Source organism: Kitasatospora sp. NPDC056184 (assembly GCF_042268405.1).
Taxonomy (GTDB): Bacteria; Actinomycetota; Actinomycetes; order Streptomycetales; family Streptomycetaceae; genus Kitasatospora.
Window position 1 is genome coordinate 554,995 of record NZ_JBHJUI010000002.1, and the last position, 19,542, is coordinate 574,536.

16 protein-coding genes are annotated in these 19,542 nt (G+C 73.9%); 6 read left to right on the plus strand and 10 right to left on the minus strand.

Going from position 1 to position 19,542, the window contains the following annotated elements; translation table 11 throughout:
- Positions 1-225: 225 nt before the first annotated feature.
- On the plus strand, positions 226-1,005 hold the full coding sequence (locus ACFC0B_RS07320) for a GntR family transcriptional regulator (protein ID WP_376083447.1): 780 nt from the start codon (positions 226-228) through the stop codon (positions 1,003-1,005).
- Between the two features lie 63 nt (positions 1,006-1,068).
- Here ACFC0B_RS07320 and ACFC0B_RS07325 read toward each other — a convergent pair whose 3' ends face one another.
- Positions 1,069-1,617 (minus strand): hypothetical protein, encoded by a 549-nt coding sequence (locus ACFC0B_RS07325; RefSeq protein ID WP_376083448.1) that lies wholly within the window; start codon positions 1,615-1,617, stop codon positions 1,069-1,071.
- 125 nt (positions 1,618-1,742) lie between these two features.
- On the minus strand, positions 1,743-2,423 hold the full coding sequence (locus tag ACFC0B_RS07330; RefSeq protein WP_376083450.1) for a TetR/AcrR family transcriptional regulator: 681 nt from the start codon (positions 2,421-2,423) through the stop codon (positions 1,743-1,745).
- Positions 2,424-2,491: 68 nt separating this feature from the next.
- Here ACFC0B_RS07330 and ACFC0B_RS07335 point away from each other — a divergent pair, with 68 nt between their 5' ends.
- Positions 2,492-3,604, plus strand: a complete 1,113-nt coding sequence (locus ACFC0B_RS07335) for an FAD-dependent oxidoreductase (RefSeq protein WP_376083451.1) — start codon at positions 2,492-2,494, stop codon at positions 3,602-3,604.
- Positions 3,605-3,636: 32 nt separating this feature from the next.
- On the opposite strand, the gene ACFC0B_RS07340 is transcribed toward ACFC0B_RS07335, so the two are convergent.
- From ACFC0B_RS07340 to ACFC0B_RS07360, 5 genes are all read right to left on the minus strand, one after another.
- The gene (locus ACFC0B_RS07340; RefSeq protein ID WP_376083453.1) at positions 3,637-4,623 is read right to left on the minus strand and encodes a helix-turn-helix domain-containing protein; all 987 of its coding nucleotides are present in this window, start codon (positions 4,621-4,623) and stop codon (positions 3,637-3,639) included.
- Positions 4,624-4,742: 119 nt separating this feature from the next.
- The gene (locus ACFC0B_RS07345) at positions 4,743-5,561 is read right to left on the minus strand and encodes a carbohydrate ABC transporter permease (protein ID WP_376083600.1); all 819 of its coding nucleotides are present in this window, start codon (positions 5,559-5,561) and stop codon (positions 4,743-4,745) included.
- Between the two features lie 8 nt (positions 5,562-5,569).
- Positions 5,570-6,538, minus strand: a complete 969-nt coding sequence (locus tag ACFC0B_RS07350) for a carbohydrate ABC transporter permease (RefSeq protein ID WP_376083455.1) — start codon at positions 6,536-6,538, stop codon at positions 5,570-5,572.
- A complete protein-coding gene (locus tag ACFC0B_RS07355) occupies positions 6,510-7,760 on the minus strand; it encodes an extracellular solute-binding protein (protein WP_376083457.1) in 1,251 nt (416 codons plus the stop codon). Before ACFC0B_RS07355 ends, ACFC0B_RS07350 begins: the two co-directional genes overlap by 29 nt.
- A gap of 248 nt (positions 7,761-8,008) precedes the next feature.
- The gene (locus ACFC0B_RS07360; RefSeq protein ID WP_376083458.1) at positions 8,009-10,756 is read right to left on the minus strand and encodes an AAA family ATPase; all 2,748 of its coding nucleotides are present in this window, start codon (positions 10,754-10,756) and stop codon (positions 8,009-8,011) included.
- Between the two features lie 589 nt (positions 10,757-11,345).
- Here ACFC0B_RS07360 and ACFC0B_RS07365 point away from each other — a divergent pair.
- The 3 genes from ACFC0B_RS07365 to ACFC0B_RS07375 all read left to right on the plus strand — a co-directional run bounded on the left by ACFC0B_RS07365 (position 11,346) and on the right by ACFC0B_RS07375 (position 14,798).
- A complete protein-coding gene (locus ACFC0B_RS07365) occupies positions 11,346-12,203 on the plus strand; it encodes a helix-turn-helix domain-containing protein (protein ID WP_376083460.1) in 858 nt (285 codons plus the stop codon).
- A 337-nt stretch (positions 12,204-12,540) separates the two neighbouring features.
- Positions 12,541-13,539 (plus strand): alpha/beta hydrolase, encoded by a 999-nt coding sequence (locus ACFC0B_RS07370; protein WP_376083462.1) that lies wholly within the window; start codon positions 12,541-12,543, stop codon positions 13,537-13,539.
- A 284-nt stretch (positions 13,540-13,823) separates the two neighbouring features.
- Positions 13,824-14,798 carry a phosphotransferase family protein gene (locus ACFC0B_RS07375; RefSeq protein WP_376083602.1) on the plus strand — a complete coding sequence of 325 codons (975 nt, stop codon included), beginning with the start codon at positions 13,824-13,826 and terminating at the stop codon, positions 14,796-14,798.
- Positions 14,799-14,962: 164 nt separating this feature from the next.
- Here the strand turns inward: ACFC0B_RS07375 and ACFC0B_RS07380 are convergent, their stop codons facing one another.
- From ACFC0B_RS07380 to ACFC0B_RS07390, 3 genes are all read right to left on the minus strand, one after another.
- Positions 14,963-15,499, minus strand: a complete 537-nt coding sequence (locus tag ACFC0B_RS07380) for an ATP-binding cassette domain-containing protein (RefSeq protein WP_376083464.1) — start codon at positions 15,497-15,499, stop codon at positions 14,963-14,965.
- 875 nt (positions 15,500-16,374) lie between these two features.
- On the minus strand, positions 16,375-17,040 hold the full coding sequence (locus tag ACFC0B_RS07385; RefSeq protein WP_376083466.1) for a nitroreductase: 666 nt from the start codon (positions 17,038-17,040) through the stop codon (positions 16,375-16,377).
- A gap of 207 nt (positions 17,041-17,247) precedes the next feature.
- Positions 17,248-17,871 carry a TetR/AcrR family transcriptional regulator gene (locus ACFC0B_RS07390; RefSeq protein WP_376083467.1) on the minus strand — a complete coding sequence of 208 codons (624 nt, stop codon included), beginning with the start codon at positions 17,869-17,871 and terminating at the stop codon, positions 17,248-17,250.
- Between the two features lie 312 nt (positions 17,872-18,183).
- Between ACFC0B_RS07390 and ACFC0B_RS07395 the strand changes: the two genes are divergently transcribed.
- Positions 18,184-19,404 carry an MFS transporter gene (locus ACFC0B_RS07395; RefSeq protein ID WP_376083469.1) on the plus strand — a complete coding sequence of 407 codons (1,221 nt, stop codon included), beginning with the start codon at positions 18,184-18,186 and terminating at the stop codon, positions 19,402-19,404.
- Positions 19,405-19,542 lie beyond the last annotated feature (138 nt).

Sequence of the window (19,542 nt, forward strand, 5' to 3'; positions counted from 1 at the left end):
GCGGTGGCCTGGCGGGGGGGGGGGCCCGCATTTTTGTGGGGGGGGCCGTTCGGCGGGCCCCGGGGCCGGGCCCGGGCACCCCCCCCCGGGCCCGCGCCCACCGCGGTCCGCGTCGGCGCCCGCCGGGACCGGCGGGCGCCGATTTTGTGCTATCCCCGCAGAGGTACGAACATTCCATGCGTGCCCCTCACCACCCATCCGACCCCTGACCCCCAGGACGACGCCGTGACCTCCGAGCCCGGCCCCAGGCCCCTCACCCGAGCCGCGGGCAACCCGCTCTGGGCGCAGCTGCGCGCCGACCTGCTGCGCCGGCTCGACGAGGGCGAGTTCCGTGACGTCTTCCCCGGCGAGCACGAGCTCGTCGCCGAGTACCGGGTCAGCCGGCACACGGTGCGCGAGGCCCTCCGGACGCTCCGGGAGGAGGGCGTCGTCAGCGCGCAGCGCGGCAAGGCCTCCCGGTTCACCGCGAGCCGCCCGCTGGAACAGGACGTCGGTGAGGCGTACAGCCTGTTCCGCGCCGTCGAGGAGGTCGGCGCCGTCCAGCGCAGCGTCGTGCGCGCGCTCGACCGGCGTGCCGACGGCGTGATCGCCGCCCGCCTGGGTCTTGAGGAGTCCACACCGCTGGTCTACCTCGAACGCGTCCGCCTGGCCGACGAGGAGCCGCTCGCCGTCGACCGCGTCTGGCTCCCCGCGGACGTCGCCCACCCGCTGCTGGACGTCGACTTCACCCACACCGCGCTCTACGACGAACTCGAACGCCACTGCGGCAGCCGCATCGACGGCGGCTGGGAACGCATCCGCGCCGTCGTCCCCGGCCGGGGAGAGCGCATCCTGCTCGACTGCCCCCCGACCACCGCGCTCCTCGCGATCGACCGCCTCGGCCGCGACACCGACGGGCGCCTGATCGAGTGGCGCCAGACACTCGTCCGCGCCGACCGCTTCGCCGTCGCAGCCGCCTTCTCCGCCCACGACTACCGCCTGGGCGCCCCGGTCCAGACGCCCTGACGCCCTGATGCCCTGACGGCTCGACAGCCCGACGCCTCTACAGCCCGACGGGCGGCGGGCGGATCAGCCGGTCGACGGGACGCTGAGGAGGACGGCCGTGCTGCTCCGGATCGCGTGGCCGTCCAACTCGACCGCGACGGTGTAGGCCGTCCCGGTGGAGGTCGGCCCCTGGGGGATCGCGACGGCCGGGGCCCGGCCCGTGTTCCCGCACGTGCCGCGCGGCAGGTCGAACACGTCGCCGACCATGAACGGGCCCTCGTCGAGGCGGGTGAGCCGGCCGGCGTCCAGACCGTTCGCGGTCAGATGGGCGCTCATCGCCTGCCGGGTGCTCCGGAAGGCCACGGTCAGCTTCGGCTCCCCGTCCGGCGGACGGGCGCGGGCGGTGTAGTGCACGTCCGCCGCGTCCGGGGGCAGCGTGATGCCCCGGGCCTCCAGGGCCCGTTCCAGCGGCACATCGGTTCCCGCGCAGGCGCGTTCGTCGCCGAACGGGTGCCCGTTGCCGTCGGAGAGCCACCGGTAACCGGCCACCCCCGCGACCGCCAGCGCGGCGACCAGTGAAGCGGCCACCGCGGTGGCCAGGGCGGGCCCCGCCCACCGTAGCGATCTCCCCATGCGTCCCACCCTCCCCCTCGACCGGGGACGCTAGCACGACGCGTCAGGGGGAACGGGGCCGGGGCGCCCGGCCGTTCGACCGCGATGCGTGCCGACCGGCCCCGCCGCGCACGGCGAGCCCGGCGTCAGTCCGCGAGGCGGGCCTCGATGCCGTCGAGGAGGAAGCCGAGGCCGATCCGGAAGGTCCGGTCGGCGTCCAGGTGGGGGCCGTCGCGGACGACGGCGGCCAGCGCGGGGTACCGGCCCGTGGCCAGGGTCCGCTTCAGGTAGGGCCCCGAGGCGGCCTGCCACTGCCTCAGGTCCATCCCGGTGGCCCGCTCGGCGCGCCGTTCGGCGATCTCGCGGCGCACCGCGCCGATCACGTACGCGTTGACCGCGGCGACCGCCGGGACGGTGACCTCCAGGTCGGCATCGCCCATCGCGGCCAGCACCGCCTCCCCGACGGCCAGCGCGTGCGGCCCGAGCTGCGGCCTCCCGCCGATCAGGTCGGCGAACCACTCGTGCCGGTGGGCGGCCTGCCGGGTGGCGTCGGCCAGGGAGTGCAGCACCTCCCGCCGGCCGTCCCCGGTCGGCCGGATCTCGGCGTGGACCGCGTCGACCATCAGGTCGAGCAACTCGTCCTTGGTGCCGATGTAGCCGTACAGCCGCATCGGCCCGACGCCGAGCGCGGCCGCGACCTTGCGCAGCGACACCGCCTCCAGGCCGTCCGCGTCGGCCAGCGGGATCGCCGCGCGCACGATCCGGTCCCGGCTCAACGCGGCCGGAACCGGTCGATCCGGCGGCTCCGGCCTCTCCCACACCACCATGCCGTCACCCTACAGGGGTTGAGCGATACAGTGTATTGACCGATACAGTGGATCGCCGGGGGGCCATCATGACCATCGCCATCGTCGGAGCCGGCCTGGGCGGCCTGCTCCTGGCCCGTGTGCTGCACGTCAACGGCATCGACGCCGTCGTGTACGAGCGTGAACCGGAGCGCGGCGCGCGCGGGCAGGGCGGGATGCTCGACCTGCACTCCGGGACCGGGCAGCGGGCGCTGCGCACGGCCGGCCTGATCGACGGCTTCCACGCGATCGCCCGTGGTGAGGGCCAGGACCTGCGGCTGCTCGAACCGGACGGCACCCTGCTGCTCCAGGAGGACACGCCCGACGACGCCCCGCTCGAACAGCCGGAGGTCGACCGCGCCGATCTGCGCGACCTGCTGCTGGACTCCCTCCCCGAGCACGCGGTGCGCTGGGGGCACGAGTTCACCTCGGCCGCCGCCGGCCGGCTGCGGTTCGCCGACGGCGGCGGCGCCGGGTACGACCTGCTGGTCGGCGCCGACGGCGCGAACTCCCGGGTCCGCGCCCTGCTCACCGACGCCCGGCCGGCGCACACCGGCCAGAACGTCGTCGAGCTCGGCATTCCGGACATCGACCGCGCCCACCCCGACCTCGCGGCGATGGTCGGGCGCGGCAACTACTGGGTGCTCGGCGACGGACAGTCCCTGGCGGCGCAGCGGAACGGCGACGGCCGGGTCCGCGTCTACCTCAGCTTCTACCGCACCGACGAGGACTGGTTCGCCGCGAGCGGGATCCCGTTCGACGATCCGGCCGCCGCCCGGACCCGGCTGATCGACCTCTTCGCCGGCTGGGACCCGCGGTTCCTGGCCCTGATCGCGGCCTGCGAGGACACGATCGTGCCGCGGCCGATCACCACGCTGCCGGTCGGCCTGACCTGGCCGTCGGCGCCGGACGTCACGCTGCTCGGCGACGCGGCGCACCTGATGCCGCCGGTGGGGCAGGGCGCCAACATGGCGCTGCTCGACGGCGCCCTGCTCGGCCTCGCCCTGGCCGCGCACCGGGACGACGTCCCCGCCGCCGTCCGGGAGTACGAACGCGAGATGGCCGAACGCACCGGCGCCGCCGCCCGGCAGTCCGCGCGGATCCAGGAGGTCCTGGCGTCGCCGGACGCCGGCCGGAGGATGCTCGCGTTCTTCCGGGGCTGACCGCCGCCGGACGCGAGGAGGTGGCGGGCGCGTCAGTCCGCCGGCCTGCCGCGGACCTGCCAGTCCCTCGGGGAGACGCCGTACGCCTCGCGGAAGGTACGGCTGAAGTGGCTGGAGTTGGCGAAGCCCCAGCGCCGGGCGATCCCCGCCACCCCGAGCTCCTCGGCCATCGGCCGGAGGAGGTCCCGGCTGCAGCGCTCCAGCCGCTGGGTGCGGATCCAGGTGCCGAGGGTGACGCCCTCCTGCTGGAACAGCTTGTGGAGGAGGCGGAGCGACATGTGGTTCGCCTCGGCGATCCTCGACGGCGACAGGTCGGGATCGCGGAGGTTGCGCAGGATGTGGTCCTTGACCCGCTCCAACGAGGCCGCGCTCTGCGAGTCCTGGGACCGGGCCTGCCCGCTGCGGTCGTCGACGAGCAGCGCCAGCAGGTCGAGCGCCGTCGCCGCGGCGCGGCGTCCGACGCCCTCCTCCAGCCCCGCCGCCTCGCGCGCCAGCCGCGTCAGATAGGTCGCCAGGAGTGCGGCGCTGCCCTCGGCGCGGCTGAACGCCGTGGCGGTCAGCCCCCGCAGCGCCTTCTCCGGCACGTCCAGCTCCGCGCGGGGGAAGTGGAAGGACGTGAAGGTGAAGTCCTCGTCGATCTTCTTCCGGAAGGCGCGGGACGAGTCGGTGAGGGAGAACTCGCCCGGCCGGACGAGCGACTCCCGCCCGTCCTGTTCCTTCAGCGCGGTGCCGCGCTCCTGGAGGCTCAGGATGAGCGAGGGAGGTCCGCCGGCGGCGATCATGCGCCGGCCGCGGGTGACCATCTGCGGCCCCGCCTGGATCCTCGATATCCGCACCGGGCCCAGCCGGTGGCTGACGAGCGTCCCGGGCGACGGCACCTCTTCGAGGAATCGCACCGTCATCGGCATGAAGGTGTGGGACACCGCCTCGTGCCAGGCCTCCGCCCGGTCGGACGCGGACAGCGGCGCGGTGGAGAGGGAGGCGCTCCCCTCCTTGACGTCCTGAACGCCGGGTGCCATGGGCTCCCTTCCTCCCGCTGATGTGCCTTCCGGAACACCACCCTGTCAGCGGGGCGGCGGGGGCACATCACGTGAACCCGCTAGATCCGGGAACGGACCGGGCCGAACGGGGCGGCTGCTCACTTGAGGGCCCCGTCGGTGGCGGCGGTGGCGAGGTGGCGCTGCGCGAGGACGAGCAGCACGGCGGCGGGAACGGAGGCCAGGACGGCGGTGGCCATGACGGCGTTCCACCGGTCGGTGTGGGCGCCGAGGTACTGGTAGACGCCCAGGGTGATCGGCCGGACGGTGTCCGTGGTGGTCAGGGTGAGGGCGAAGAGGACGTCGCCCCAGGCGAAGAGGAAGGTGAAGACGGCGGCCGTGATCAGGGCGTTCCTGCTCAGCGGCAGCACCACGGAGCGGAAGACCCGCAGCGGGCCGGCGCCGTCCAGGCGCGCGGCCTCGACGATCTCCCCGGGAATGCTCCGCATGAACGCGTGCAGGACGAGGATCGCGAAGGGGACTCCGGCGGTGGAGTCGGCGAGGACCAGCCCGAGGCGGGAGTTCAGCAGCCCCAGGTCGACGTAGGCGCCGTAGAGCGCGTTGGCGACGACCATGCCCGGCACCAGTTGGGTGACCAGGACGCCGAGCAGCACGAGTCCCGTCCCGCGCAGCCGGAACCGGGCCAGGGCGTAGGCCGCCGGCGCGGCGAGCGCGAGGCTGAGCGCCACGCTGCCGAGGGACACGACGAGGCTGGTGACGAGGTTGGGCCCCTGGTCGCGCAGGGCGGTCGCGTATCCGCCGAAGTCGGGGTGGAGCGGGAACCACCCTCCCCGCACGGTGTCGCCGGCCGGCTGGAGCGAGGCGTTCACCATCCAGTAGACGGGGAAGAGCATCAGCGCGAGCAGAGCGGTCCCGATGAGGGTGGACAGCCATCCGCGGCGGCCGGGCGCGCGCTTCACGGGGCCGCTCACGAGGCGGCCTCCCCGGTGGTCCGGGCGCGTCGGCCGGCGCGCAGGTGGACGAGGGCGAACACGAACGACAGGACGACGAGCAGGTTGCCCATCGCGGCACCGCGCCCGAAGTCGAACTGTCGGAAGGACAGTTCGTAGGACTGGGTGGCGAGGGTCTCCGTGGCGTTGGCGGGTCCGCCGCCCGTCACCACCAGGATGATGTCCAGCACCTTGAGCGTGTAGACCACGCCCAGCACCAGCACGACGCTCACCACGGGCCGCAGCAGCGGCCAGGTGATGTGGCGGAACGAGGCCGCCGGCCCGGCGCCGTCCAGCTTCGCCGCCTCGTACAGCTCGGTGGGGATCTCCTGCAGCCCGCCGTACAGGAGCGCGGTGTTGAAGGGGACGCCGACCCAGATGTTGACGAGGACCACCGAGACCAGCGCCTGCGAGGTGCCGGTCAGCCAGGGGACGCCGGAGGAGGAGAGGTGCAGGCCGCGCAGCACCGCGTTGACGACCCCCGCGTCGGCGTCGAGCATCCACCGCCAGACGGTGCCGGAGGCGACCAGCGGCAGCAGCCACGGCAGCAGGAGGAGCGAGCGCAGCACGCCGTTGAGCGGGAAGCGGCGCCGGAAGAACAGGGCGAGGGCCAGACCGAGCGTGAACTGCCCCAGCACCGAGCCGACGGTGAACAGGACCGTGGTCAGCAGGGTTTCGGGGAACAGTTGCGAGGAGAGGACCCTCGCGTAGTTCCGCAGCCCGACGAACGGCGCGTCACCCGTGTGGAAGCTGGTGACCGTGTACTGCTGGAAGCTCATCACGATGTTCTTGACGAGCGGGCCGCCGAAGAACAGCACCAGGTAGGCCGCGGCCGGCGCGACGAACATCCACTGCGCCGCCCGCTCCCTGAACCGCGCCGGGCCGAACCGCGCCGGGCCGAACCGCTTCGGGGAGCGGTCAGTTGCCGGTCGCGAGCCGCTGCGCATGCCTGAGGGCCTCCTCCGGGGTCCGCTCGCCCGTCAGCGCGGACTGGACCGCGGTGTAGATCCCCGTGGCCGCGGCGGGCCAGTCGACGCCGAGCTGGGCGGTCCGGGCGCGTGCCGCTTCCACGCTCCTCGCGAAGGCGGCCATCGACGGGGTCTGCGCGGCGTACTCGGCGGCCACCGCGGTGCGGGAGGGCACGGTGAAGTGGTCCCGGGCCGCGGTGAGCATGTTCGAGGAGGTGTTCAGACAGGCGAGGACCTGTGCGGCCTTCTCCTGCCGGGCCCTGGAGGGGCCTTCGGGGACGGTCCACACCTCGCCGCCGAGCGGGGTGACCGGGGTCTGTCCCAGCTGGGGGACGGGCACGGGAGCCACGTCCCAGTGCAGGCCCGCCTGCTGGTTCAGGGCCGGGATCCGCCACGGGCCGTTGATCATCATGGCGGTCCGGCCGGCGACGAACTGGTCGTGGACGTCGGCCTGCGTCCAGTTCAGCACCGACTTCGACATCGACCCGCTGTTCACCAGGTCGACCCAGAGCCGGAGCGCCTGGGCGGCCTGGGGGGTGTCCAGCTGCCGCTCGTCGCCGCCGTTGGACCACAGGAAGGGCAGGAACTGCCAGGTGCCCTCGAAGGTGGCGTTCGCGTCGACCGCCATGCCGTAGCGCCCGGGACGGGTCAGTGCGGCGGCGGCCGCCTTCAGCTCCTCCCAGGTCCTCGGCACGGCGACACCGGCCTCGGCGAGCATGTCCTTGTTGTAGATCAGGGCGACGGTGCTGACGTTGGGGGCCAGTCCGTACACCTTTCCCCGGTAGCTGCCCGCCGACCGGATGCCCTCGGCGAACCCGTCGGCGTCGATGCCGAACTCGTCCAGCGGGGCCAGCGCGCCGGTCTGTGCGATCTGCTGCAGGTCGGGGTTGTCGAGCATCAGCAGATCGGGCAGGGTGCGCGACGAGGCCTGCTGGAGGACCTTGGGGACGAGCGACGCCCCCGGGACGCTGGTCTGCTCGACCTTCACGCCGGCGCTCCGGCCGCACGCGTCGAGCAGGGCGCCCCACTGGGCGTGCTCGGTCGCGTCGGTGTAGTAGTCGAGCGCGGTGATCGAGGTGACCTCGCCCTCGGCGGACCGGGACCCGGCTCCGTCGCCGCACCCGGCGAGGGCCGGTACCAGGAGGACGGTTCCGGTCAGGAGGGCGGCGATCCGCCGCACCGACGGTCTGGCCGGTGACATCATGCTGGTGCCTTCAACGGGTGACGGGGTGACCGGGGGCGGTCGTGGGTGGGGGGACACGGAGCGCCGTCAGCAACGGCCCAACCGGACTCCTCTGTTCGAACGCCATTTAAACACCCCTGGGGTTTCCATCGGATCCGGGTGTCCGGAAGCCCTGCCGCGGCACCACGGCGTGCGGGGCGTCCAGCAGGTAGTCGGCGGCCGCCATGCGCTGGGCCGTGAAGCGCCGGCCGACCGGCCGGTCCCGGTCAGTTGTCGGGCAAGGACGTGACCAGGTTGGCGAGCTGGACCCGGGAGCTGATCGAGAGTTTGCGGAAGACCGACGTCAGATGGGTGTTGACCGTGTGCGGGGACACCACCAGCGCGTCGGCGGCCGACCGGTTGGTGTGGCCCTGGGCGATGAGGCGCGCGACCTTCTCCTCGGAGGCCGTGAGGGACCCCCAGCCATGGACGGGACGCGGTGCGCCGGCCGCCCGGCGGCCGCCGGCCCCGGCGCCGTCGAGGGCGCGCTGCAGGCGTGCCGCCGCGGCGTGGGCGCCCGCCTCGGCGAACGCGCCGCGCGCGTGGGCCAGCGCGGCCACCGCCCGGTCCTTGCGGCCCGCCGCCAGGAACGCCCGCCCGAGGTCGGCGTACGCGGCGGCCCGGGCCAGCGGGCGGGGGCCCGCCCCGAGCAGTTCCACGGAGTGTTCGAGCAGGGCGGGATCGTTCCGCACGAGCCCGCGGGCCTGCGCCGCGATGCCGGCGGCGGTCGGCACGGACGGGTTGCGCTCCGCGTGGGCCTCGGCCTGCGCGGCGAGCTCCTCGGCGAGTGCGTGGTTCCCGTCGCGCAGGGACATCCGGACCGCGGAGTCGACCCAGTCGCGCAGCAGCCGCCAGCGCATGAACGATCCTTCCCGCTGGACCTGGCGGATCCGGTCGACGGCGAGGCCGGTGTCCCCCTCGGCCTCGGCGTGGACGGCCTCCAGGAAGCGGACCGCGGCCGTGTTGCCCGGATTCGGCTTGGCCGCCAGCCCTTCCCGCGCCGCGGCCAGGTGCTCCCGCGCCGCCTCCCGGTCGCCGCGCAGCAGGGCGGTCCGGGAGCGGATCACCCGGCCGTTCACCTGCTGGACGGGGACCCGCACCTCGTTCTCCAGGCGCTCCATGGTCGCGAAGCCGGCGTCGGCGTCGTCGAGCCGGCCGAGCCCCAGGTCGTGCTGGCCCTGCGCCCACAGCAGCATGGCCTGACGCGTCGTCCCGGCCTTCTCCGCCGCCCGCAGGAGCAGGCGCTCGGCGGACCCGAAGTCGTCCAGGTGCAGGTGCGCGACGATCTCCTCGGGGAGGAACACGGAATCGACGGCGCTCAGCGCGGCGAAGCGCTCCAGCGCGAGCGCGTTCTCACCCGCGTTCAGCGCGATCTCGCCGAGCCCGGAGAGGGCCAGCACGTGGGCCTCCCGGTCCCCGGCCGCGGTCGCGTCGCGCAGCGCGCTCTCGCCGGCCTCGCGTGCCGCGGCGAGATCGTGGCCCCGGGACAGGGCCAGGGCGCGCAGGGCGGCCAGCCGCGCGCAGATCTCCGGGGCGGCGCCGCCCACGGCCAGGGCGGCCTCGGTCCGGCGGCGCAGCTCCTCGGCGAGGTCCATGGTCCACAGCGTCCCGCCGAGGGCGGACTGGAGCCGGCCGAACACCTCCAGCGGCGGACGGTCGGCCAGCAGCCGGTCGCCCGCCGACAGCGCCTCCCGGTTCCGGCCGGCCCGGGTCAGCGTGAGGATCGCCTGCTCGCCCACGGAGAACCTCAGCGGACCCGGCGCCGGCACCAGGTCGAGGGCGCGCGTGATGAGGTCGGCCGCCAGGCCCGGCGTGACCGGCAGCACGTCGTCGGACGCCCGCCGCAGCAGCGCCACCGCCTCCTCGTCCCCGGGCAGCGAGCCCCGGAGGAGGTGCGGCACCGCGTCGGCCGGCGGCCGGCCCGCGGCGACGAGGCGGTGCGCCGCCTCGCGGTGCAGGGCCTTGCGGGCCGACGGCGGGATGTCGGCGTAGACCGCCTGGCGCAGCAGGTCGTGGCGGAAGACCAGCTGCTCGCCGTCGTCGTCCAGGAGCCCGGCCCGCACGGCCTCCTCCAGGGCAGGGATCAGCGCGGCGGCCGGCCGGTCGCAGAGCGCGGCGGCGTCGTGGAAGCCGAACCGGCGTCCCAGCACCGCTCCCATCCGGAGGAAGCGCAGCGTGTCCGGCCGCAGGGACCTGAGGCGGCCGCGCACGCCGACCACCAGCCCGGAGGGCACGGCCTCCGCCGAGGTGTCGGCGGTCCGCAGCCCGGCCAGCATCTCGACGGCCAGGAACGGGTTGCCGCCGGCGCCGTCGAGCAGGTCGCGGACCCGGGCGTCGACCGCCGTGCCGAGGGTGTCGTCGGCCAGCTGGCCGATGGCGGCGCCGGACAGCGGGCCCAGGGACACCGTGACGGTCGGCAGGCTGCCGGTCGCGGCCGCGACGATCTCCTCCGCCGGTTCGGCGGGCTCCCGTCGCCCGGTCAGGATCCAGAGCACCGGCGAGGTCCGCAGGCGGGTCGGGAGCTGCTGCAGGGCGAACCGGCTGAGCGCGTCGGCCCACTGCACGTCGTCCAGGCCGATCAGCACCGGTGTGCTGCCGGCCCTGGCCTCGATCGCCTCCGCCAGGCGCTCCACCAGCCAGATCCGCTGGTCGTGATGGCGGGCGAGATCGGCGAAGGCGTCGCCGGAGAGCAGTGGCGGGTCGCCCTGCAGGACGCTGGCGGCCAGGGAGGACAGCGGCACGACGTGGTGCAGTTCGTCGGCCCTGCCGAGGCCGACCGAGAAGCCCGCCGCCCCGGCCCTGGAGGCGGCCTCGGCGAGCAGGGTGGTCTTGCCGATGCCCGGTTCCCCGTGGATCAGGGCCAGCCCGCCGCTTCCGGTGCGGGCCACCGAGGTGATCAGCGCCTGGAGCTCGTCGAGCTCGGCCTCCCGTCCGCGGAGGCCACTGCGGGACAGCGGACCGCCCGACCCTGCCATTGACGCCTTCCCGTTCGCACCCGTCCGCCGGAGCCGTGTCCGGCTCGGCCCGTGTCCGGCCCGTGTCCGGCCCGTGTCCGGCCCGGCCCGTGTCCGCGGACGATCCTGTTCTGCCGCCGTTCGCGGCTACCCGAGGGTACGCCGTCCGCGGGCACCGGGTGTCCCGGGGCCGTCCAGGGCGTCACCGGAAGCGGCGCCGGCGGCCGATGTTCCGGCGGCGCACCGCGACGTGCCGGTCTGCGCACCGGTGACGGGGTGGGACGGGGGTGCTCCGCCGTCGCGGCTGTTCGGTCCGGCTCGCCGCCCCGGTTGTCGCCGTCTTGCCGCCCCGGGCCGAACGCCCTTGCCGCAAGGGCGATTTCACGCGCGCCCGGACCTGTCCGACGGATCGGCGGCGCCCGCGGCGGCCGCTCGTCCGGACCGGCTCGCGCTGCGGGGACGGCGATTGTTGAATGTTTGTCGACCTGTTTCGGGCCTTGTATGAATGGCGCCGGAAGGATCTTGAACACCGTCGTGGTGAGCGGCCGTCCCCATGTCCCCGGCTCCCACGAAATGTCCCCAGCACCCTACGAACCGATCGGAGCCCCCGGTGATCCCGTCGGGACCCTCCCCCCTCCCCGAGAACGAGTACCCCCGGCTCGCCCGGGACGCCGAAGGCTGCATCGACATCCTCGCGGCGCCCCCCGGCGTCGACCCCGAGGACTGCCTCCACGTCGTCCTGCACGCCGACGGCTCGGCCCTCGTCCGGCGCCACGGCACCAGCACGGTGCTCGCTCCCGGGGACCTGCTGATCGGCACCTCCCCGCATCCGGCGGGCCTGCTGTGGGACGCCGGCTGCCGGATGGTCCGGTACCGCGTCCCGTGCTTCTACCTGGGCGTGTGCCGCGACGACGTCCGGCGGACGGGCGGGCTGCTGGTGCGGGGGAGCGAGGGGGTCGGGTCGCTCGCCTCGCAGCTCCTGCGGACCCTTGCCGCCCGGGCGCGGGCGCACCGGGCCCGGCCGGGCGACTACCTGGCGCGCAGCGCCTCCGACATCCTCGCCGTGGTGGTCACCGAGCTGCTGGAGCGGGAGGCCCCGGAGGATCCGAGCGGTTCGGCGCGGCTGCTGGCGCGGATCCGCGCCCACATCGAGGAGAACCTCGCCGATCCCGAGCTGGCGCCGGCGTCGATCGCCCGGTCGCAGCACATCTCGGTGCGCTACCTGCACAAGCTGTTCCAGCAGGACGGGACGACCGTGGGCCAGTGGGTGCGGCAGCGCCGGCTGGACGCCTGCCGCCGGGAACTGGAGCGGCCGTCCCACCGGCCGGTCAGTGTGGCCGCCGTCGCGCACCGGTGGGGGTTCGTCAGCCACTCCCACTTCAGCCGCGCCTTCCGCGAGGCCTACGGGATCTCGCCCCGGGAGTGGCAGGCCTACGCCGCACGGGTCGACGGCCGTCGGCCCTCCTGAGCCCGCGTCTGTGCTCCCCGTGCACCGACTCCTGCCCCACAGCGCACGATCGCACCCCGGGAGGGGGCACGGGACGGGCGGGCCGGAGCCGTGGAACAGAATGGAACCCGGACCCGGGGTGCGCCGCGGACCGGTGCCGGATGACGCACCACTCGCCCCGGCATAGAATCCGTGCACGATCAGACCACTGGGGCCGACTCCCGGCAGTAGCGTCGGGTGGCGTGCTCGTGGCGTGTTCGCGGCGTCGGCGGGTGGCCTTCCGTCCGGTGTGGACCGGGTGGACACCCGGGGCACGTGCCGCGTGCAGCGACTTTCCGATCACGCCAGGAGCGAAGAGTTGTCCGACCCCACGCCCCACCGGGCCCGAAGACTGGTGCTCGACCGGGAGCTCCAGGAGTTCCTGGACGCCCGGGCCGGAGCGGCGGCGACGGAACTTCCGGACCTCTCCTTCCTCGCCCTCGACAGCCTTCCGAGCGTCAAGCCGGACGCCGACCAGGATCCGGACGATCCGTACGGCACCGAGACGGAGTGGCTCGTCCTTCCCTGCGGACCGACCGGGCGGGTGCGCGTCCAGGTGACCAGGCCCGCCGGCACCTCCGAGCCGACTCCCGTGGTGCTCTTCCTGCCCGGCCTGGGCTGGTCGCTCGGCGACGCCGGCTGCTACGCGCGACTGGTGCGGGACTTCGCCCTCGGGGCGGACGCCGCCGTCGTGTACGTGGACTACGACCGGGCGCCGGCGACGCGCTATCCGGTGGCCGTCGAGCAGTGCTACGCGGTGGCCCGCTGGATCCACGAACACGGCCGCGCGATCGGACTGGCGGGGGACCGGATCGCCGCCGTCGGCGACTCCGCGGGCGCCAACCTGGTGGCGGCCCTGACGCTGCTGGCCCGCGAGCGCGGGGACGTCCGGCTGCTGCACCAGGTGCTGCTCTGCCCGGTGACCGACGCGGACTTCGACACCGCGTCCTACCGCCGGTTCGCGACGGGGTACTTCCTGCACCGCGCGCACATGCGCCGGTTCTGGGACGACTACCTGCCCGACGCGTCCCGCCGGACGGAGGCCACCGCGGCACCCCTGCGGGCCCCCTTGGAACAGCTCGCCGGACTTCCCCCGGCGCTCGTGGTCACCGCGGAGGCCGACGTACTGCGGGACGAGGGCGAGGCCTACGCCGCCAGGCTCCGCGCGGCCGGCGTCCCGGTGGTGTCGACCCGCTACCAGGGGGTGATGCACGGCTTCCTGCTCGTCGGCGCGCTCCACCCCACCGGGACCAGCCGGGCCGCGCTGATCCAGGCCGTCGACACCGTCCACATGGCCCTGCACCGCCGACCCTGGTGAGGCGGTGCCGCCCGCCGCGCCCTGCTCACGGCCCGGGGATCCCAGGAACCCACGCGTGAGTGGTTCCTCGATAGCCTTGAGCACGGCGGGTTCAGAGCCTGATGCCGGTGACCCGGCGCGATCAACTGTCACCAGTTGCCCGCGGGCAGTCCATAAGGCAGTGAGTGATCTTGACTCGCAGGGACCCGGATGCGGAGTGAGCCAGTCTCCTCCTCGCTGGTGCTCCCGTAGGGTTCGCGGGTTGTCGCGATGGAGAGGTGGTTCGGAACGTGGCACCCAGGACAGTGACGCGGGAACAGTTGGCGGGGGCGGCGCGCGCCGCGCTGGGGGACGGGCGGCGGCTGGAGGGGGTCGAGCGGGTCGCAGGCGGCAGCAAGAAGGGTGTGTACCGCCTGGTCATGGACGACGAGACGACGGCGATTGCCTATTTGTGGGACGACACCGAGAACTACTGGCCGGCGGCCGAGGGCGACGACGACCTCACCGACCCGTTCTCGCCGGGCCTCGGGCTCGATCTGTTCCAGGCCGCGCACGCGCGGCTGGACGGGCTCGGCGTCCGCGTTCCGGCGATCCGTCTCCTCGATCGCGACGGGGCTTACTGCCATGCGGACCTTGCGATCGTCGAAGACCTTCCGGGGGAGAGCCTTGAGGAGTTGCTCGCGCGCGACCCGGGCGCGGCGGCTGTGGTCATGGTCCGGCTCGCGGAGTCGCTCAAGGCGATGCGAGGTCACCGGGCACCGGCGTACGGCAAGGTGGCAGTGGTCGACGCCGGAGGAACGTCGCGCGGTACGTCGTGCGAGGGTGTGGTTCTTGACCGCGCGCTGCGGGACCTCGCCGAGGCGGCCTCGCGCGATCCCCGAATTGTGGGTGTCCGCGGCCGGCTGGAAGAGCGGCTGCTGAGCCTGGCGGCGGCGGTGCGGCCACGCACGGAGTATGCGGTCGTGCACGGTGAACTGGGGCCCGACCATGTGCTGGTGGACGCGGACGGGAATCCCGTGGCGATCGACATCGAGGGATCGATGTACTTCGACGTCGAGTGGGAGCACGTCTTCCTGCGAATCCGTCTGCACGACGCCTACCAGCCTCTGGATGTGGACGGCTTGGACCAGGACCGGCTCGCGTTCTACATGCTCGCGCAGCGGCTTTCGCTGACGGCGGGTCCGTTGCGGCTGCTCGATGGGGACTTCCCCGACCGGGCCTTCATGGCGGGCATCGCCGAGTACAACCTGAAGCAGGCACTGAAACTGGCCCACGCCTGAACCTGCCCATGCATCTCGGTTCTCAGCGGGGGGACAGGGCCGGCGCGGTGGGGGTGGGCGGTGTGGATGTGCTTCATGGCCGTGGGGGCGCCGGATCAGGAGTTGCAGGCGGGTGAGCGCGCTGCCGTGGCCCCGACCCTCGGGCGCCCTTGCCACCGGTTTCGTCAGCCCGTCCAGCGTCGAGGACGCCGAGCCCGCCACGTCTCGTGCCCACTGGTCCGGCGTCCCGCTCCAGCCGTGCGCGGCGCAGTGGACCGTCGCGACCAGGACCCGGCCCCGGTCGCGGACGATGACGGCCACGGCCTGGCGAAGGGTTTCGACTCCACCGCCAGGAGGGTGGACGGGCCCCGGCGGAGCTTGGCGACGACCTCGGCCGCGCCGGAGGCCTCGGCGGCGCGCATCACCGCCGCGTCGCCGTCGGGCGCGGGCTGGCCCAGGGTGATGTTCTCGCGGCAGGTCATCGGCCAGCGCGCGTAGTCCTGGGGGACGACGGCGACCTGCCGCCACAGGGCGTGCGGGTCGAGGTCGCGGGTCTCCCGGCCGTCCCACCGCGCTGAACCGGCCGCGGGCAGGTACAGGCCCGCGAGGAGTTTGGCGAGGGTGGTCTTCCCGGAGCCGTTCTCGCCGACCAGGGCGAGACATCGCCATCCACACCAGGGCGGTGCCGAGGCCGGTCGCGGCGGCGCCGACCACCGAGACACGGGCGCTCTGCGTCGCGGCCCTCCGCGAGGTGGCGTCCAGCCGCCGGCCGACCTGCTCGTACGTGTCGAGGAGGAAGCCGCCCATGGTGTCGGAGCGGACCTGGTCGGCGTTGCCCTTGCTGTGGATGTACCAGCGCAGTTCCTCCTCGCCCTCGGCCGGAGCCTGGGGCCGGGCCCGCGGAGCGGTGGCGTTCAAGCGGTCACCTCCGGGCACGGGGTGCGGACGGGGCCGGCGGGTGCCGCCGGGGCGGGGGGACGGGCCACGGATCCTCCAGACACACGGGGACGGTGCACGGGCGCGCACAAGCGTCCGCGTCGGCCCGCCCGGACGCCCCAAGTAGGTCGTCCGAGGACAGAGTTGGTGATGCTCGTGCGGTCGGGGAGGGTCCGATGATGGAGCTGTTCGACCGAGGCCTTCAAGGGGTTTTCCGGCCGGGCGATCCCGGGCCGAACAGGGACATTTCGATCACCCTGGGGTACGGAAACGCGTGCGGCGGCCGGGGTGGGAACGGGATCGCGCGAGGTTCGGGCGTCGCCTGATTCACCCGATCGGGGTCAGGCCCGCCCGGGAAAGTGCGAGGTCGTTGATCAACTGCGTGCCGTGATGCGTCGGCGGAGCCCGCGTCGCGGTGACCAGGACTGACGATCGGTCGGAGCTCGCCCGGCGGCCGGGTGCGCCTGGCCCGAGGCGTGGCGCGGAGTCGGCAGCCGACCACGGTGGACGGACCTGGCCGCGGCCGCCGGACCGGCGCCGGCCCCTGGTCCGGCCCGCCGGTCGACCGGCAGGCTCCTGCCCGACGACGCGGAGGCGGCCCGGGAACGGCTCGCTCCGCGTCGTCCGCGGACCTGTCGTGTCGATCCCGGCCGCCCGGCGGTCACCCGCCGATGAAGCTCACCGTTTCCGTCATGTCCGCCCGTCCGGTGCGCAGTCGCGGCACGCCGTCCTTCTCGAACCCCACGGAGACGCCGCAGAGCAGCACGAGTCCGTCATCGGCTCCGACGGCCCGACCGACCGTCTCCCGGTACACGGTCCACATCACCTGGGGGCAGCTGTGCAGCCCCTCGGCCCGCAGCAGCAGCATGACCGTCTGCAGGTACATCCCCGCGTCGGCCCACTGTCCGGGCCCCATCGTCCGGTCGAGGTAGCAGAACAGGACGGCCGGCGCCCCGAACGCCTCCGAGTTCAAGGTGGCGATCCTTCTGGGCCGGTCCGGGTCGTCGCGTTCGATCCCCAGTGATGCGTACCGCTGGGCGGCGGCGGCAGCGAAGCGGTCCCGGTACGGCGAGGCCAGCCGGTCCGGGTACATCGGGTACTCGCGCTCGTCGCCGGGGTCCCCGGCCAGTGCCCTGGCTGTCGCGGTCCGCTTGAGTTCCGCCAAGGGTTCACCGGTGACGACGTACAGGTGCCACGGCTGGAGGTTCCCGCTGGACGGAGCCCGCGTCGCTGCGGTCAGCACGCGTTCGAGCACCTCCTTGGGCACGGGCTCCTCGCTGAACGCCCGCACGGCCCGGCGACTGTCCACGGCCTCGTACACATCCACGCCTTCGCGTCCTTCCACTTCGGAATCGTCACCGCAGCCGCGCTCGTCATCCGGCTCCGCTCGCCAACGCCAGGACACTGCCGGGTGCACCCGGTGGGACCTGGCCTGAGAACCGCTCGCCCGGCGATTCACGTGACGGCGGTCCGCGCGGGTTCCGGTATCTGCTGAGCCGGGCGCCGTCGTGAGGCGTCTCGCTTGCTCCCGCCCTCAGCTCCGGTCGGCGCGCGCGCGACCGGTGCCGGTGCCGGTGCCGGTGCCGGCGAGCGCGGCATCGAGCAGGGTCGCCGCGGCCGCCCGCGAGACCGTGGCCGCCGACGGGTCCCGGTCCATGCCCGCCGACGCCCCGGCGCCGTCGTAGAGCAGGTGCAGCTGGTGGGCCAGGAGGCCGGGGTCGGCGACCCCGGCCTCCTGGGCCAGGTCGGTGAACAGCCCGCGGAGCCAGGCGCGGAAGGCCTCCGCGGCCTGTTCGATCTGGTCGCCGGGGTGGGCCTCGGCGCTGGCCCTGACGAAGGCGCAGCCGCGGTAGCCGGGCTCGGCGAACTGCTCGCTCTGCGCCTCGAAGACCGCGAGCAGACGGTCGTACGGGGAGTCGCACCGCTCGACGTGTCGGGTGATCCGTGCCGCGCTCTTCGCGTGCCGGCCTTCCAGGTAGGCGCAGACGAGCGATTCCTTGCTGCCGAAGGCGTTGTACAGGGACGCCTTGGCCACCCCCGCCTGCTCGATGACGCGGTCGATGCCGACGGTGTGCACGCCCTCGCGGTAGAACAGGTCGTCCGCGGCGGCCAGCAGGCGTTCGCGGGCGGTGGGTCGGGCCGCGCTTCTCGTGGTCATGACGGGGCACCTCCATGGCAGACCGGTCTGTCTATGGTAGCCCCGGTCCTCCCACGCCTTCCGGCGGCGCTCCAGGTGTGGTGATCACCGGCGTTGTGGCGCGCGCGGCGCGCTTCGACCGGCCCCGGGGTCCACTGTCGGAGCGTCCGCCGATGCTCCCTCGGGCCGTGCCCGGATCATTTGACTAGACAGACTTGTCTGTCTAGTCTGCTCCAGCAGACAGACCAGTCCACTCAGTCCAACCGCTGGAGAAGAGGGGCCGATGGCAAGGGCCGTGACGAAGAAGAAGCGAAACCCTCCGGTGGCGATGTGATGGCCGGCTCCCTCCCCGCTCTCCAGGGCGAGCGGCCCCGACTGCCCCGCGCCGTCGCCTTCTGGCTGCTCGGAGGCGTGCAGCTGCTTCTGCTGGCCGCCGCGAGCGCCCCCTCTCCCCTCTATCCGGTCTACCAGGCCCGCTGGGGCTTCTCGGCGGCCGCCGTCACCGTGGTGTTCGCCCTCTACGCCATCGCCCTGCTGCTCGCGCTCACGGTGGTCGGCGCGCTGTCCGACCACGTCGGCCGCCGCCCGGTACTCGCTGTCTCGCTGCTCCTCGAAGTGGGCGCCATGGCGCTCTTCGCCACCGCGACCGACATCGGATCGCTGATGCTCGCCCGCACCCTGCAGGGCCTGGCCACCGGTGCCGCGACCGGCGCTGTCGGCGCCGGTCTGGTCGACCTCCAGCCCGGGCACCGCCCCCACCTGGGAACACTGGTCAACAGCGTCTGCTCGTGCCTGGGCCTGGCCTCGGGCGCACTGGGCGCGGGGCTGCTCGTGGAATACGCCCCCGCGCCGACCACGCTGGTCTACGTCCTGCTCGGGGCCGTCTTCGTGGCCGCCCTCGTCGGCGTCGCCCTGATGCCCGAGACCGCGGCACGCCGCCCCGGCGCACTGACGTCGCTCCGCCCGCGCGTGGCGGTGCCCCGCCAGGTCAAGCCGCATTTCGTGGCTGTCCTGCCCGGTCTGGTGGCGCTCTGGGCGCTCACCGGATTCACCCTGTCCCTCGGGCCGTCGCTGAGCGCCGACGTCCTGCACGTCCACAACCACGTCATTGCCGGTGTGGTGATCGCCCTGCTCACCGGCATGGGCGCGATCGGCTCGCTCGCCCTCCACCCGCGAAGGCCGGGCGGGGCGATGACCATCGGTTCGCTGGCACTCGCCACCGGCACGGCACTGACCCTGATCGGCGTCTCGGCCGGCGTCCCGGCCGCCTACCTCCTCGGCACCGCGATCGCCGGCTTCGGCTGGGGTGCCGCACTGCTGGGCTCCTTCCGCACGGTGGGCCCGCCGGCCGCTGCGGAGGAACGGGCCGGGGTGTTCGCCGCCCTGTATGTCGTCGGATACCTGGCCTTCAGCCTGCCCGCCGTCGCGGCCGGTGCGCTCTCCGGCCGGTTCGGCCTGCAGCGCACCGCCGACGGCTACGCGACGGTGGTGATCCTCCTGTCGCTCACGGCCCTGGCGCTGACGTCACGTCAACGCCGGCGCGCCGAGCCGTAGCTTTCGTGAAACTGGCAGTACTGCCAAATGGCAGAAGTGCGAACACTGGGCGACAGGATGCCGAAAGCCCCCGCCGGGCCTTGAGAACGCCCGGCGGGGCGTGGTTCGGTTCGGTCACGAGGGCCGCCGCGCGCACGC